Annotated in this window: 18 protein-coding genes and 1 tRNA gene; 11 read left to right on the top strand and 8 right to left on the bottom strand. The window is 65.1% G+C overall.

From position 1 onward, the window contains the following. The first annotated feature begins 14 nt into the window (after nt 1-14). From hemC to N826_RS10100, 4 genes are all read left to right on the top strand, one after another. The gene (gene hemC / locus N826_RS10115; RefSeq protein WP_044428213.1) at nt 15-944 is read left to right on the top strand and encodes a hydroxymethylbilane synthase; all 930 of its coding nucleotides are present in this window, start codon (nt 15-17) and stop codon (nt 942-944) included. 13 nt (nt 945-957) lie between these two features. Beyond that, nucleotides 958-1698: a uroporphyrinogen-III synthase gene (locus N826_RS10110; protein WP_044428211.1), complete on the top strand. Its 741-nt coding sequence runs from the start codon at nt 958-960 to the stop codon at nt 1696-1698. A gap of 124 nt (nt 1699-1822) precedes the next feature. Then, nucleotides 1823-3580 carry a mitofilin family membrane protein gene (locus tag N826_RS39835; RefSeq protein WP_052830992.1) on the top strand — a complete coding sequence of 586 codons (1758 nt, stop codon included), beginning with the start codon at nt 1823-1825 and terminating at the stop codon, nt 3578-3580. After that, nucleotides 3580-5043 carry a heme biosynthesis protein HemY gene (locus N826_RS10100; protein WP_063772231.1) on the top strand — a complete coding sequence of 488 codons (1464 nt, stop codon included), beginning with the start codon at nt 3580-3582 and terminating at the stop codon, nt 5041-5043. The genes N826_RS39835 and N826_RS10100 overlap by 1 nt, the downstream gene beginning before the upstream one ends. Nucleotides 5044-5120: 77 nt before the next feature. Here N826_RS10100 and N826_RS10095 read toward each other — a convergent pair whose 3' ends face one another. After that, the gene (locus tag N826_RS10095; protein WP_044428208.1) at nt 5121-5537 is read right to left on the bottom strand and encodes a GFA family protein; all 417 of its coding nucleotides are present in this window, start codon (nt 5535-5537) and stop codon (nt 5121-5123) included. Between the two features lie 172 nt (nt 5538-5709). Between N826_RS10095 and N826_RS10090 the strand changes: the two genes are divergently transcribed. Both N826_RS10090 and N826_RS10085 read left to right on the top strand, forming a co-directional pair. Continuing rightward, nucleotides 5710-6870, top strand: coding sequence for a pyridoxal phosphate-dependent aminotransferase (locus N826_RS10090; RefSeq protein ID WP_044428206.1), 1161 nt, complete (start codon nt 5710-5712; stop codon nt 6868-6870). 175 nt (nt 6871-7045) lie between these two features. Continuing rightward, on the top strand, nt 7046-7264 hold the full coding sequence (locus N826_RS10085; RefSeq protein WP_044428204.1) for a DUF1127 domain-containing protein: 219 nt from the start codon (nt 7046-7048) through the stop codon (nt 7262-7264). A 181-nt stretch (nt 7265-7445) separates the two neighbouring features. Here N826_RS10085 and N826_RS10080 read toward each other — a convergent pair whose 3' ends face one another. The 5 genes from N826_RS10080 to N826_RS10060 all read right to left on the bottom strand — a co-directional run bounded on the left by N826_RS10080 (nt 7446) and on the right by N826_RS10060 (nt 10309). Next, nucleotides 7446-7847: a gamma-butyrobetaine hydroxylase family protein gene (locus N826_RS10080; RefSeq protein ID WP_044428202.1), complete on the bottom strand. Its 402-nt coding sequence runs from the start codon at nt 7845-7847 to the stop codon at nt 7446-7448. Nucleotides 7848-7849: 2 nt separating this feature from the next. Beyond that, a complete protein-coding gene (locus N826_RS10075; protein ID WP_044428200.1) occupies nt 7850-8086 on the bottom strand; it encodes a Trm112 family protein in 237 nt (78 codons plus the stop codon). Nucleotides 8087-8120: 34 nt separating this feature from the next. Next, nucleotides 8121-8786 carry an LON peptidase substrate-binding domain-containing protein gene (locus N826_RS10070; protein ID WP_044428198.1) on the bottom strand — a complete coding sequence of 222 codons (666 nt, stop codon included), beginning with the start codon at nt 8784-8786 and terminating at the stop codon, nt 8121-8123. Continuing rightward, the gene (locus tag N826_RS10065) at nt 8783-9706 is read right to left on the bottom strand and encodes a thioredoxin family protein (protein ID WP_044428196.1); all 924 of its coding nucleotides are present in this window, start codon (nt 9704-9706) and stop codon (nt 8783-8785) included. The genes N826_RS10070 and N826_RS10065 overlap by 4 nt, the downstream gene beginning before the upstream one ends. Nucleotides 9707-9817: 111 nt before the next feature. Continuing rightward, a complete protein-coding gene (locus N826_RS10060) occupies nt 9818-10309 on the bottom strand; it encodes a prolyl-tRNA synthetase associated domain-containing protein (protein WP_044428532.1) in 492 nt (163 codons plus the stop codon). A 233-nt stretch (nt 10310-10542) separates the two neighbouring features. On the opposite strand from N826_RS10060, the gene N826_RS10055 reads away from it, so the two are divergent. From N826_RS10055 to N826_RS10040, 5 genes are all read left to right on the top strand, one after another. Next, a tRNA-Gly gene (locus N826_RS10055) sits at nt 10543-10617 on the top strand. 172 nt (nt 10618-10789) lie between these two features. Continuing rightward, entirely contained in the window at nt 10790-11113 is a 324-nt protein-coding gene (locus tag N826_RS10050) for a helix-turn-helix transcriptional regulator (protein WP_044428193.1), read from the top strand. Beyond that, nucleotides 11110-11271: a hypothetical protein gene (locus tag N826_RS42950; RefSeq protein WP_157599336.1), complete on the top strand. Its 162-nt coding sequence runs from the start codon at nt 11110-11112 to the stop codon at nt 11269-11271. Before N826_RS10050 ends, N826_RS42950 begins: the two co-directional genes overlap by 4 nt. A gap of 205 nt (nt 11272-11476) precedes the next feature. Continuing rightward, nucleotides 11477-12331 carry an oxidoreductase gene (locus tag N826_RS10045; protein WP_044428190.1) on the top strand — a complete coding sequence of 285 codons (855 nt, stop codon included), beginning with the start codon at nt 11477-11479 and terminating at the stop codon, nt 12329-12331. A 151-nt stretch (nt 12332-12482) separates the two neighbouring features. Continuing rightward, complete coding sequence (locus tag N826_RS10040) at nt 12483-13511, top strand: TRAP transporter substrate-binding protein (protein WP_044428188.1); 1029 nt, start codon at nt 12483-12485, stop codon at nt 13509-13511. A gap of 43 nt (nt 13512-13554) precedes the next feature. Here N826_RS10040 and N826_RS10035 read toward each other — a convergent pair whose 3' ends face one another. Together N826_RS10035 and N826_RS10030 are read right to left on the bottom strand one after the other, a co-directional pair. Further along, nucleotides 13555-14214: a hypothetical protein gene (locus N826_RS10035; RefSeq protein WP_044428185.1), complete on the bottom strand. Its 660-nt coding sequence runs from the start codon at nt 14212-14214 to the stop codon at nt 13555-13557. Next, nucleotides 14211-14570 (bottom strand): hypothetical protein, encoded by a 360-nt coding sequence (locus N826_RS10030; protein ID WP_147040361.1) that lies wholly within the window; start codon nt 14568-14570, stop codon nt 14211-14213. The genes N826_RS10035 and N826_RS10030 overlap by 4 nt, the downstream gene beginning before the upstream one ends. Nucleotides 14571-14682 lie beyond the last annotated feature (112 nt).

The following is a 14682-nucleotide window of genomic DNA, read 5'->3' as shown; positions in this document are numbered from 1 at the left end:
CCTAAAGAAAGTACATGAGCAACCCTTTGAGAATCGGCACGCGCGGCAGCCCGCTGGCGCTGGCGCAAGCCCACCAGACCCGCGCACGGCTGGCGGCGGCTCACGCCGCCCTGGCGGCGCCCGACGCCATCGAGATCGTCGTGATCAAGACGACCGGTGACCGCATTCAGGACCGTACCCTCATGGAGGCGGGCGGTAAGGGACTGTTCACCAAGGAGATCGAGGAGGCGCTGACCGCCGGTTCGATCGATCTGGCGGTCCATTCCATGAAGGACGTGCCGACGTGGCTGCCCGACGGGCTGGAGATCCGTTGTCTCCTGCCGCGCGAGGACCCGCGCGACGCTTTCTTCTCCGAGATCGCCGGACATCTGGACGATCTGCCGGAAGGAGCCGTCGTCGGCACCGCCAGCCTGCGTCGGCAGGCCCAGGTGCTGTCCCGCCGCCCCGACCTGAAAGTCGTGCCGATCCGCGGCAACGTCGAGACCCGTCTGCGCAAGCTGGCGGCGGGCGAGGTGGATGCCACGATGCTGGCGCTTGCCGGGCTGCGCCGTCTCGACATGACCGACCGCATCACCGCCGTCCTGGAAACCGACATCATGCTGCCGGCTGTGGCCCAGGGCGCCATCGGGATCGAGACGCGGGCCGGCGACGACTACACCAACGGCCTGCTCGTGGCGCTGAACTGCGAGGAAACCTTCATCCGCGTCGCGGCCGAGCGGGCGCTCCTGGCGGCGCTCGATGGTTCCTGCCGCACTCCCATCGCCGCACTGGCCCAGCTCGACGGTACCGGCGCCCTGACGCTGGAGGCGCTGGTTGCCGACCCTGCGGGCAGCCGCGTGCTGCGCACGGACCGGAGCGGAAGCGCATCGGACGCCGAGGCTCTGGGACGCGACGCCGGCGAGGAGCTGAAGAGCCTGATGCCGCCGGACTTCTTCGTTCCGTGACCGGATCGTCGCCGTGACCGGGCCGCCTCCCCGCATCCTCGTCACCCGGCCGCGCGACGATGCGGAGGCTTTGGCGGCTGAACTCGACCAGCGCGGATTTCCGGTCATGATCCAGCCGATGCTGGAAATCCGGATGCTGGAAGGGCCGCCGCTCGATCTCGATGGCGTACAGGCGCTGCTTTTCACAAGCGCAAATGGCGTACGGGCTACCGCAGCGCGTACGAAGGCGAGGGATCTGCCAGCACTGGCCGTTGGCGACGCCACGGCTCGCGCGGCGCGCGACGAAGGCTTCATCCAGGTTGAAAGCGCTCACGGCGATGTGGAAAGTCTGGCGCGTCTGGTGAGGGCCCGGCTCGACCCGGCCGCCGGCCGTCTGTTCCACGCGGCGGGAAGTGCCGTCGCCGGAGACTTGGCCGGCGATCTCGGCAGCGCCGGCTTCCGGTTTGAGCGTCAGGTGCTGTACGCCGCCGACCCGGTGACGGAATTCGATCCTCAGGCGAGGGAGGCTCTGTACGCCGGTACAATCGGCGCAGTCCTGTTTTTCTCTCCCCGGACGGCGCAAAGCTTTGTTAAGGTTGTTCAGAACTCGGGATTGGCCGAGCGTCTCGGCGGAGTCGTGGCGTTATGCCTCAGCGAGGCGGTAGGTACGGCAGTGCGTACGGTGAGATGGCAAGATATTCAGGTGGCGGCGCGGCCCGATCAGGCTTCGCTGCTTGATCTGCCGTTCCTCGTCCGGCACCTGCCTCCATCGTGAAGAAGGCTCATCCGAAGAAAACGAGTTCGATCCCGCGAACCAGTCCCGCAAACCAGTCCCTTCGAACAGTCAGCCAAAAACAGACCAACGATAAACGCCCCCAGGGAATACGAGAAGGCCGCTCATGAGTCCCCGTCCCCCCGATCAATCGGATAACGATCCGACCGTGCCGGAGTCCTCCGACGGCGCCAACCCGAACGGTACCGCCGCCGAGCGGATCATCGAAAAGTTCGGCGGCATCCGCCCGATGGCCCACAAGCTCAACATGCCGGTGACCACCGTCCAGGGCTGGAAGAAGCGCGGCGCCATTCCGAGCAACCGTCACCCGGACCTGCTCGCCGCCGCGAAGCGCCACAACGTGACGCTGGAACAGGCGGAACTCGATGCCGCCGCCCCTGCGGACGAGCGGTCCACCGAGGAGTCGTCGTCGACGATCATCGTCTCCGGCACCGAGCCCCTGACGACCCCAAGCCCGACTTCCCTGGAGCCGGAGCAGCCTGTCGAGCCCGTCGCGGGCGGCGCATCCGGCACGCCCTGGACGTCGCCCCGCAGCTACGAACAGCCCGCCGCCTCTTCAACCGAGACCGCGTCAGAGCCCATGTCCTCTACAGCTTCGGAGCCCGTCTACACCCCCGAGCCGGCCCGGACCTCGGGTGGCGGCAAGGGATTGGCGACCTTCGCGATCCTGCTGGCACTGCTGGGTTCCGGCGCCGCCGTGACGGCGCCGGTATGGGGTCCCAAGGTGATCCCGCAGGTCTGGCCGCCGCAGACCGGCAGCGATCTGCCGGGTCAGGTGGCGACACTGGAACAGCGCGTTCAGCAGCTCGCCTCGCGCGGCAGCGACACCGCCCCGCTCAGCGACCGGATCGCCCAGCTCGAGCAGCAGCTCAGCGCGGTTCAGCAGAGCCAGGGCCAGCAGAGCCAGCCGCCGGCATCCGGCGATGCGGCCCCGGCAGCGTCCGAAGCCACCGCCGGTCTCGACGAAGGTCAGGTCGAGCAGATCGTCCAAGCCCAGGTGCAGCAGCTCGCCAGCCGCCTCGGTGCCCTGGAGCAACGTCCCCAGCCGCGTCCGGGCCTGGACCAGCAGGCGCTCGACGCCCGCGTCGTTCCGCTTGAACAGCAGCTTCTGGCGCTGGCCCAGATCCGCGAACGCATCCAGGGGCTGGAAGGCCGTCTCGGCACGATCGACCAGCAGGGACAGGCGATCAGCCGCCTGAGCCAGTCGGTTTCGGGGCTGGAGCAGGAAGCCAACCGCCTTGCCCAGGAAGTCACCGAAACCTCCAACCGCTCCGCCAAGGTTGCCGAGACGCTGACTCTCCGGCAGGCGGAGGAGAGCAAGGCCCAGGCGCTGGTCCTGGCGGCGGGCCAGCTTCGCGCCGCCCTGCAAAGCTCCAGGCCGTTCAGCGGCGAGCTTTCGGCGGTGCGGGCGGTCAACCTTCAGGATCAACAGGTGGTCGGTGCGCTCAAGGAGATCGAGCCCTACGCCGCCGACGGCATCCCGACCGAGGCCCAGCTGAACCAGCAGTTCTCCGACGTGGCGGGCGAGATCGTCCGCGCCGGCGTGATCGCGACCGGCCAGGCCGGCCAGTGGTGGGACAAGGCGATCTCGACCGCATCGTCCCTGGTCAGCGTCCGCCGCACGGCGGGCGACATCCAGGGCAGCGGCGCCGACGCCGTCACCGCTCGGGCAGAGCAATACATGAAGGCCGGCCGTCTCGACGAAGCCGTCAAGGAACTGGAAACGCTGACCGGTGAGCCGGCCGGCGTCGCCAAGCCCTGGATCGAGGACGCCAAGGCCCGACTCGCCGCCAACAACGCCGGCGCCCTGCTGACCGGCCAGGCCATCGCCCGCCTCGCGGGTTCGCCCGGAGGCACCCAGTAATGACACGCGCCATCTGGTTCCTTATCAAGCTGGCGATCGTGGTAGCGATCGCCATCTACCTCGTAGAGCATCCCGGCGCCGTCACGATCGACTGGCTGGGCTACGTCATCAACACCTCGTTCGCCATGCTCCTGCTGGTGGTCGTGGTCCTGATCGGGATCGCGGCCATCGCCTACCGGCTGTGGCGCGGCATCCGGAGCGCTCCGGGCGCCTTCGGCCGCGCCCGCAGCGTCCGCAAGCGGGATCGCGGCTACCGCGCGCTGACCCGCGGCATGGTCGCGGTGGCTGCCGGTGACGCCGCCGGCGCCCGCCGCTACGCCCGTGAGGCCGATACCATGCTGCGCGACCCGCCGCTGACCATGCTGCTGTCGGCCCAGGCGGCACAGCTCAACGGCGACGAGAAGGCGGCGGAGCGGTATTTCCACACCATGCTGGACATGCCGGAAACCGCCTTCCTCGGCGTGCGCGGCCTGCTGACCCAGTCGATCCGGGAAGGCAACCAGTCGCAGGCGCTGCAACTCGCCCGCCGCGCCAAGTCGCTTCAGCCGCAGACCCCGTGGGTCCTGACGACGCTGTTCGACCTGGAGACCCGCGCCGCCCAATGGGGCAGGGCGGAACAGACGCTTCAGGACGCCGTCAAGGCCGGCGCCATCTCCTCCGAAGCGGGCCGCCATCACCGCGCGGCATTGCTGCTGGAGCGCAGCTACGAGGCGGAACTCGAAGGCCAGCACGATGCCGCCCTAAGCCACGCGACGGCGGCCGCCAAGCTGGAACCGGCTTTTCCGCCGGCCGCCTCCCGGCTGGCGCGTCTGCTGGCCCGCACGGGCAAGCACAGGAAGGCCACAAAGGTCATCGAGAAGGCCTGGACCACCCGGCCGCATCCGGAACTGGCGGACGCCTATCGCGACATCAGCCAGGACACCGACCCGCTGGCCCAGGTCAAGCGGTTCGAGCGGCTTCAGTCGCTAGCACCCGACAACATCGACGGCCACATAGCGCTCGCCCGCGTTTCCATGAACGCCAAGCTGTGGGGCGAGGCCCGCAACCACCTGAGCAAGGCGCTGGCCCAACGCCAGAGCGACCGGGTCTACCGCATGCTGGCGGAGCTGGCCGAGGCGGAGCACGGCGACATCGCGGCCGCCCGCGACTGGCTGGCCAAGGCCGCCAATGCCGAGCCGGATCCGATCTGGATCTGCAAAGAATGCGGAACGCCGTCCAAGTCATGGCGCAGCAACTGCGGACATTGCGGCGCCTTCGACAGCATGCAATGGAAGACTCCGAGCATCGCTGTTCAGATCGACGAGCCGAACCGCCTGCCGCCGGCTCCTCCGCCGGTGGAGCCGCCTACGTCCCAGACGGCGACGGCCCAGACCACCGTGGTCGATCAGGAGCCTCCGCCCCAGACTACCACTACGGCGCAGAACGCCACGACGGCGGCGCAGACTCAGGCTGCGGCAAGCTGAAGCGGTGCGGGGGCGTTAAACGTACCGGCGGCGGAATCATTCCGCCGCCGTTTTTTATTGCCTGAACGGATGAGATCTCAATTATCGCCCGGATACGAATCGACACCGGGTATGTTGCTCAGCCACTTGATCCGGTGTTCGGTCCAGATCTCGTAATCCGGCGCCGGGAAGTCCGAAGGATCGTCGAAGCTTCCCAAGGTGATCGAGATGCGCGTTCCGCCATCCTGCATCCAGAACAGCCAGGAACCGCAGTTCGCGCAGAACTGCCGGGATGCGGTGCCGGAAGCCCGATAGCTGCCCGGCTCGCCTTGCACGAGTTCGACCTTGTCCCGATCGAAGTTGGCGAAGGCCGGCATGGGTGCTCCGCTCTGGCGCTGGCATTGGGTGCAGTAGCAGATGTTGGTGTCGTTGGGCTTGCCCGTCGTCCTGTACCGGACGGCGCCGCATAGGCAGCCACCCTGATGGACCGTATCGTCACCTTGGGAATCGTTCATTGCCGTTTTCTCCCTATGCGTCCGGTCCCAGGGTTGCGTGCCTGCTTCTCTTCTTCAAACAAAGCTTTCTCATATCGGCATGAGAGGAATTCATGGGTCCGGGCGCTATACAAACAAAGCAGCCCAGAGTATGACGGTTGCCTTCCTCAACTAAATTCGTGGCCATTCCTCCATGTCCCAAGGTCCCGGCATCCGTCCCTCGATCGACGCTCTTCCCCATAGCCTGATCGACGAGATAGCCAGATACGGCAGGGGGCGCGATGGCATGATCCCACTCTGGTTCGGCGAGGGAGACGTGCCGACTCCGGATTTCGTGATGGATGCCGCCAATCAGGCTATGCGCGAAGGCCATGTCTTCTACACCTGGCAACGCGGCCTGCCGGAACTGCGCGATGCCCTGGCTGCCTATCATCGGCGGACCTACGGCATGCCGGTGGACGCCGACCGGATCACAGTCACCGGATCGGGCATGACCGCGATCTCGCTCTCGATCCAAAGCCTGATCGATCCCGGTGACGAGGTCGTCATCGTCTCCCCCGTCTGGCCCAACGTCTTCGCGAGCATCGAGATCATGGGCGGCGTAGTCCGGCAGGTGCCGCTGACGCTGGGGAACGCCGGCTGGACCCTGGATCTCGACCGCCTGTTCGACGCTTGCGGGTCGAGGACGAAGATGATCTTCATCAACTCGCCCTGCAATCCGACCGGCTGGACCATGGGCACCGACGACATGCGCCGTGTCATGAAGTTCGCGCGCGAACGCGGCCTCTGGGTGATGTCGGACGAGGTTTATTCCCGCATGGTCTATGACGGCAGCCGCGCGCCGTCCTTCCTGGACGTGTCCGAACCGGAAGACCGGCTGCTGGTCATCAACAGCTTCTCCAAGAACTGGGCGATGACCGGCTGGCGGCTGGGCTGGGTCGTGTCCCCGTCCTCGTTCGGGCCAGTCTACGAAAAGATGGTCCAGTTCAACAATTCGGGTGTCCCCGGCTTCGTTCAGAAGGCCGGCATCGCAGCACTGGAGCAGGGTGACGGCTTCCTGGCCGACATGGTCGAACGGTGCAGGACCGGCCGGGACATCGTTTGCGGCGTGCTCGAGTCGCTGCCCCGCGTCAAGGTCCAGCGGCCCGACGCCGCCTTCTACGCCTTCTTCTCGGTGGAGGGGGAAACAGACAGCCTGACGCTCGCCAAGCGCATCGTCGACGAGGCCCAGGTCGGCCTGGCGCCCGGCGCCGCCTTCGGCGAGGGTGGCGAGGGCTATCTCCGCCTCTGCTTCGCCAGCTCGCCGGCAAGGCTGAAAGTTGCAATGGAACGGATGGCGCCGGTTCTTAGTTGATTGGGCCCGAAGTAATAGGGCATCGGCGAATGTTCCTAGGCCAGCCATGGCGCCAAATCATGTCAACCATGTAGAAGGCGCACTTCTCGCAGGTGCAGCAAGACCCCATATTCCGATCACGAAAGAACGGAAGGCCGGCGAGACACGCCGGCCGTTTTTATTGAGGACTCACATCATGGCACTGGCAGTTCGCACGTCCGGTTATGCCGGTCGACGTTCGGCCGACTCTTCCGCTGATCTTATCCAGCGGTTGACCGACACACTGAAAACCTGGAAGTACCGCATCGTCAGCCGTCGCGAGCTGATGGAACTCGACGCGCATATGCTGCGCGACATCGGCCTGAGCGACCTGGAAGCCCAGTCCGAAGCCAGCAAGCCGTTCTGGCGCGCCTGATCTTCAGTCGCGACATGGGGCTGACCATGGCCGATCCGGATTGGCCGATCTGAACAAGCCGCGCTATACAAGGCGCGGCTTTTCGATTCCGGGCTTCCGCCATGACGCCGGAGCATCTTCGGACCGTCGCGCACTACAATGCCTGGGTCGCGACTTGATCTTCTTCATTCGGGAACGCTGACTATCGCGGATCGCGTTTCAGGCCGCGCTTTTCAAGCTCCGCCAGATACTCCGCCCAAAGCTCGTCCTGATGCTCGCCCAGTTGGTACAGGTACTTCCACGAGAAGATACCGCTGTCGTGCATGTCGTCGAACTGGATCCGGAGTGCGTAGTTGCCGACCGGCTCCAGCCCCATGATGCCGACATGGCGGCGGCCCGACACCGTCTGCTTCTGGCTCGGGTTATGGCCCTGAACCTCGGCGGACGGACTTTCCACCCGCAGAAACTCCGCCGGCAGCGAGAACTTGCGGCCGTCGTCGAACTCGATCTCCAGCCGCTTTTCAGCTTTCTTCAAGCGAACCTCGACCGGCCAGTGCTGCGTGCCGAATGGGTCGGTAGCAAACGACTCGCTGGGTCCCGTCATGATCAGTGACCCGTCTTCGGACCTGAGGGATGAGCCGTATCGGCGTCCAGCGTCCGGGCCTCGTCCACCAGCATGATCGGGATGCCGTCACGGATGGGATAGGCCAGACCGGCGCGCTCGCTGATCAACTCCTGCGCCGCCGCGTCATAGGACAGCGGCCCCTTGGTCAGCGGGCACACCAGAATTTCCAGCAGCTTCGGATCGACCTTGGCGGTCGAGACCGACTTGGTATCGCTCACGTCCTTATCCCTTCTATGTGTCGGCACCGTCTTGTCAGTGCCGCGCCATGGTATCGCCACTGCGCTTGTCCAGCACGGACATTTCGATGATGGCGACCATCATGCTCGCCCGTTCCGACAGGGAACCGCACTCCAGCAAGGCCTGCTTCTCCGACGGCTCGAACGGGCAGATCATGGCGAGCGACGTCACCAGCCGTTCGTCCGGCGTGGATTCCACCGCATCCCAGTTAGCCGAGATGCCCTGGATCTTGAAATATGTCCGCAAGCCTTCGACCAGCCGCGCCCGGTCGAACAGGGCGGGACCCGCCTCGTCCAGATCGGCGGCGAACCGCTCCCACGAGACGTCGACGCGGCGGTAGCCGCGCACGATCGGCAGTTCCCGCACCGTCTCGAACCGGCAGACGCCGGTCAGGGTGATCAGGTAGCGGCCGTCGTCGGTCTCGCTGAAGCTGGTGATCCGGCCGGCGCAGCCGATCGGATAGACCGGCGGCACGCTGGCGCGGCTCAAGGGGTCCGACGGCTGGATGATGCCGATCATCCTGTTGCCGGCCAAGGCGTCCTCGATCATCGCCAGGTAGCGAGGCTCGAAGACGTTCAGCGGCAACTTGCCGCGGGGCAGCAGCAGCACCCCGGTAAGCGGGAAAATCGGCAGGATTTCCGGCAGTTGGTCGAAGGTTGGGTCGAACGGGTTTGGGCTCATGAAAATAAGATAGATGACAACTTCCGTCTTGCCATGAGGGTAAGCTTGTCAGTCGGCCCAAAAGCCTCGAAAAATTTTACGAGCTGCTTGCGGGCCTGCTGCTCGTTCCATTCGCGGTCGCGCCGGACCAGTTCCAGCAGCTCCTCGACAGCCTCTTCGCGCTTACCGGAAGCGTAAAAGGCCATGGCAAGGTCGAACCGGGCCTCGTGGTCGTTGGGATCGGAGGCCAGCCGGGCCGTCAGGTCGTCCACCGGACCGACCGAAGCGCTCTGCTCCGCCAGATCGAGTGCGCTGCGGGCGGCGATGACCTCGGCGTTCTTCGCCTGCTCCGGCGTGGCGCCGTCGAGCAACTGGCGGGCACGGGCGAAGTCGGACACCGAGATCAGGCAGCGGGCAAGGCCGGCAAAGGCCGGGGCATTGGTCGGCTCGTGCTGAAGGATCTGATTGTAGATGCTGCTGGCGGTCGAGGCGTCGCCTGCTTCCAGTGCTTCGGCCGCGGCTTCCAGCGCCTCTCCCAAACCGTCGTCCTCGGTGCCGCCACCCATCTTGATCAGCCGGTCGATGAACTGCTTGATCTGGGACTCGGGCTGGGCACCGGCGAAACCATCGACCGGCCGGCCCTGGAAGAAGGCGAAGACCGCCGGAATCGACTGGATGCGGAGTTGGCCCGCGATCTGAGGGTTTTTGTCGATGTCGATCTTGACCATCCGTACGGCGCCCTTGGCGGCCCGCACGTTCTTTTCCAGCAGCGGCCCGAGCTGTTTGCACGGCCCGCACCAGGGCGCCCAGAAATCGACGATGACCGGGACTGTGCGCGACGCTTCCATGACGTCGGCCATGAAGGTGGCGTCGCTGCTGTCCTTGATCAGGTCGGCAGGTTGCTGAGATCCGGCGCCGGGCGCGTTGAACATAGTCTGCATGGGTGCGTCCTGTTTCTTCTTGGAGAGCGGCTGTGAGTGCGCCTGAGTCTGATGTTCGCGATTACATGAGCCTTGCCGGATCAACCCACAAGGCCGGAGCGCCGGGGAGCGTCAGGCAAGGTCGGCAATCTGCGCTTCGTGACCCGTGGCGCGCAAGAATTTCAGCAGGTCGGCGGACCGGATCGCCGTCGTGCGGCCATTGTCCAGCGGGTGGTAGTTCAGCAGGTCGTGCGCCATCATCGCCTGCTCCAGCACCACCGTCACCCGGTGTTCCGTATCGTTGATGACGGCGAACGGCGTCACCGATCCGGGCCGCACGCCCAGCACTTCCCACAGCAGGTCGCCGTTGCCGAACGACAGCCGGGCGGAGCCGATGCGCTTGTCCAGCGACTTGAGATCGACCTTGCTGTCCTCCAGCGCCACCACCAGCCAGAGCCGGCCCTTCTTGTCCTTCAGGAACAAGTTCTTGCAGTGGCCGCCGGGCAGGGTGCCGCGCAACGCCTGCGCTTCCTCCACCGTGAAGACGGGCGGATGGGTATGGGTCGTTGTCGCGATGCCGAGGCCGTCGAGATAAGCGATGAGCGCCTCCGGCGAGGTTGGCATCGGGGCTTCGTTTGGTGTCTGGTCGGCTTGCGGTGCCTGGTCTGCGTGGTCGGGCATGGCGGCAACCTTGATGTTCCGGCTGATGGGGCGGCGCTGTTATAGCCCGAAGCGCCGGGACGGCAAACCGGTGCCATCGTGCAATCGTCGAAATAGCAAAAAAGAGCCTTGCAAAGGCACCCGGCATCCGTATTATCCGCGCTCACCGCTGGTCATCACCCGGACCAGCCGCCAATGCGGGCGTAGCTCAGGGGTAGAGCACAACCTTGCCAAGGTTGGGGTCGAGGGTTCGAATCCCTTCGCCCGCTCCATTTCCTCATGATTTCATTTGAGCGGACCGAAAGCCCCAGTGGGGCTTTTTTGTTGTGTGCTGAACGATACCGGCATCTTATGTCGTCGCTCGCCGACCTTCCCAATTGTCGCCGTTCGATGACTTCTATACGATGTAGCCGATCGACGACATGTCGTTCGGGGATCCCATCCATGCTAGCCCGCAATGCTACCGACATCGGCCTCATCATGCGGGAGCGCAGGCGCAAGCTCGGGCTGGATCAGGGCGAGCTTGCGCGGCGGATCAAAGTCAGCCGCCAGTGGATCGTGGAAATCGAGAAGGGCAAGCCACGCGCCGAGATCGGCCTCGTCCTGCGGGCGCTCGACGCCTTGGGCTTGCGCATCTCGATCGATACGGGAGACAAGATAGAAGCCGGCAAAACCGACATCATCCCGTCAGTCGATTTGGATGAACTCCTGGATGACATCATGCGTGACGATTTCCGGATCGATGATCCGGGCAGGAAGCTGCCATGAAGTCCGAACTGGCAGCGTTCATGGCAGGCCGCGTCGTGGGAACCGTGACACAGGACAGCCGTGGAAGCTTGACCTTCACCTATGACGAGGGCTGGCCGCCGAACTCGGTTTGGCGCCAGAAGCAGTGGCGAGCCGGGTGGTCGAGCTTGCCGGAATGATGCCCGATCACATCGTCGATGTGAGTCGGCGCATCGCTGCCCGACTGATCTCGTCGAACAATCAGGATTATCGGAGCAACTCTCAAACCAAGCGCCTGTTTGACTGCGGGTAACGCCGGCGGAGAGGCGGCGGTTCTGCAAGACTTTCAAGCGTCTGCCGCCCAAGCGTTTGCCGCCGGCGTTTTCGGCAATAGGGAAGAGATGCATGATGTCCGACAATTCTCCGGTCTGGTTCATCACCGGCTGCTCCACCGGCTTCGGCCGCGAACTCGCCAAGCTCGTGCTCGATCGTGGCTGGCGTGTCGTCGTGACCGCCCGTGACATCGATCGCGTGCGGGAACTGACAGACGGCCATAAGGAAAGTGCGCTGGCTCTGGCGCTGGACGTGACCGACGCCGGTCAGGTCGCGGCTTCGGTGAAGGCTGCCGAAGACCGTTTCGGCGCCATCGACGTGCTGGTGAACAACGCCGGCTACGGATATCAGGCCCCGGTCGAGGAAGGCGACGATGCCGAGATCCGCGCCATGTTCGAAGCCAACGTGTTCGGGCTGGCCGCGATGATCCGCGCGGCACTGCCGGGCATGCGGGCGCGCAGGCGAGGGCACATCGTCAATATCTCGTCCGTCGCGGGCTTCGTCGGTTTCCCGGGCTCCGGCTATTACGCGGCGACCAAGCATGCGGTCGAGGGGCTTTCGGACTCGCTGGCTCGGGAAGTCGAACCGCTCGGCATCAAGGTCCTGTGCGTCGAGCCCGGTCCCTTCCGAACCGACTGGGCCGGCCGATCCCTGAAGCAGACGCCAAGCCGGATCGCCGATTATGCCGAGACAGCCGCGTTGCGCATGAAGGCGACCTCCGGCATCAGCGGCAAGCAGCCCGGCGATCCGGTACGCGCCGCCGCTGCGATGATCAAGGCCGTGGAGGCGGAAAACGCGCCGCGCCACCTGGTACTCGGCGCCTTCGGCGTCGATGCCGTGCGCGGTAAGCTCGTCAGCGTCATCGAAGAGATCGACGCCTGGAAGGACACCAGCCTTGCCGCGGACTTTCCACCCGATCCTTCCTGAAACGGTGCTGCAATAAGCACTGGTCAAGCGGGACTTTAAATTACCGCCGTGCCGCAGCAATCGCGACGGTGCGGCGTTTCTCCTTCGAAGAAGCTTTGCGGCCGGCTCCATCGCCACAGGGGCCGATCGCGCACGTGTGGGGGAGGGGTAAATGAAGATTCCGGGATTTTCGCACCTGACGCTGTGTCTCGGTCTGGCATCCGTCATCATGACGGGCGCCGCCGATGCGGCGCGCGCAGAGATCAAGTCGCGCAGCATCAAGATGCCGATCGTCAACAATATCGAGCATCCGCAAGGTGTCGGGGCCAAGAAGTTCGCCGAGCTGATCGAGCAGAAGAGCGGCGGAAAAATCAAGGTCCGGGTCTATGCCGGCGGTACTCTGGGCGGCGAGCAGCAAGTCGCCTCGGCCATGCAGGGCGGCACCATCGAGGTCTCGATGATGGCGCCTGCGCAGCTCGTCGGCAACTTCAAGGACTTCCTCGTACTCGACTTCCCGTTCGCCTTCGCGAACGAGCGGGAGGCGGACATCGTGCTCGACGGACCGCTCGGCCGGAAGCTGCTGGAGCCGATGCCAGCACGGGGGCTGGTCGGGCTGGTCTATATGGAGCAGGGCTACCGCAGCATCACCAACAGCAAGCGGCCGATCACCAAGCTGGAAGATATCCAGGGATTGAAGATCCGCACGATCCTGAACCCGCTCTACATCGACATGCTTAACGCCCTAGGCGCCAATGCCGTGCCGATGCCGTTCCCGGAGCTGTATACCGCCCTTGAAACCGGAACGGTCGACGGCCAGGAGAACCCGTACTCGACCGTCGAGGCGTCCAAGTTCGACGAAGTGCAGAAGTACTTCAGCAATACTAAGCACATCTATAATTCCCAGTTGCTGATGGCGAGCAAGAAGTTCTGGGATTCCCTCTCGGACGAGGAAAAGAAGATCTTCGAGGATGCCGCCGTCGAAACCAGGGATTATCAACGCAGGGTCGCGCGTGAGATGGATGAGAAGTCCCGCGAGACGCTGGTCAAGAACGGCATGCAGATCAACGACATAGCACCCGAGGAAATCGCCCGCATGCGGGAAAAGGTCAAACCGGTGGTCGAGAAATACGCGGCCCAGGTCGGCGAGGACCTGACGAAGGAGCTTTACACGGAAATCGAGAAGGCGCGCACCCGGCAATAGCGCTTTCCATCCCTGGCGGATCGGAGCGACGCCAGCCCAGCCCTCAATCCTTGGAGCTTGGATCCTCCGGGTAAAGCCAATCGGCCGCCCAGGCTCCAAGGACACCGGAAGCTATCACGTAGACCCGGCTCGCCGCCTGGGCTGCCGAGGACGCCATGGGTCCGGCTCCGGCGGCTTCGCCGGCGCCCGCGAAGTAGGGAAGCGTGCCGATGGTGCCGGTCAGGACGTTGCCCAGTGCGACGCCTCCCAGCGCGCCGGCGGCCAAGGCCGTCAGGTAGCGGTAGTCGCTCTCATGACCGGTCCACCGATCGTAGGCGAACGTGGAGGCGAGCGCTCCGGCCCCAGCCGTTGCGGTAGCGATCAGGCGGCTGCCCAGCGCGATGCTGTATGGCACCTCCGCCAGGGCGGCGCCGGCCAGCGGGACCGCTCCGAGCGGTGCGGCCAGCACGTTGAAGGCGACGATGCCGACGACGGCCCCGGTGCCGACCGCCATCAGCCGACGGTCAATCGGGGATTTTCTCAGCACCAGGGGCGCGGGTGGCGCGATCGTTTCCTCGACGTCAGGCGGGATCGGCGGTCTGCCTTGTTCGGCAGCCTGTGCCCAGGCCTCCGAAGGCCAAAGCACCGGCAGGGCGGCAAGAGTGCCGGCCAGACATATCACGGCGGCCCGGCGCGCCGTACTGCCGTCGATCATCCGGATCATGGCTGGTCATACAGGTGATTGGCGACCCAGGCGCCGACCACGGCGCTGGTCACCGCGTAGACACGGCTCATCGCGACCGACATCTCGGCAGGCACCGTGGCGCCCGCTCCATAGGCCAGGCCGCCCGGCAACGCCTCCACGCCAAGCGCCAGCACGTTGAAACCGACGACGCCCGCAATGGCGCCCAATCCGACTACGATCGGCAAAATGGTATCGTAGGGAGTCTCCGGCTGGATCTCCACGGTATCTGCGACATCCACGACCAAGGCGTTTCCCGTTCTGATCATTCCCGCTTCGACCGAAAGCGGCTGCCAGCAGAGGAAGACGGCCAAGCCGGCGATCAACGTTCTGTTCAAGAGCATTTCCTTCGTCAGGACGGGAAGGGACACTGGATCGGGCCCCCGTTTCCGGTACGGGGAACTCCTCCGGGCATGTGCCCGAATGCAGCACAGGATACTTCGAACTGGT

Origin of the sequence: Skermanella aerolata KACC 11604 (assembly GCF_000936425.1) — a bacterium.
GTDB lineage: Bacteria > Pseudomonadota > Alphaproteobacteria > Azospirillales > Azospirillaceae > Skermanella > Skermanella aerolata.
Note: the sequence above shows the minus strand (reverse complement) of the source record. Positions and strands in the feature narration are given on the sequence as shown.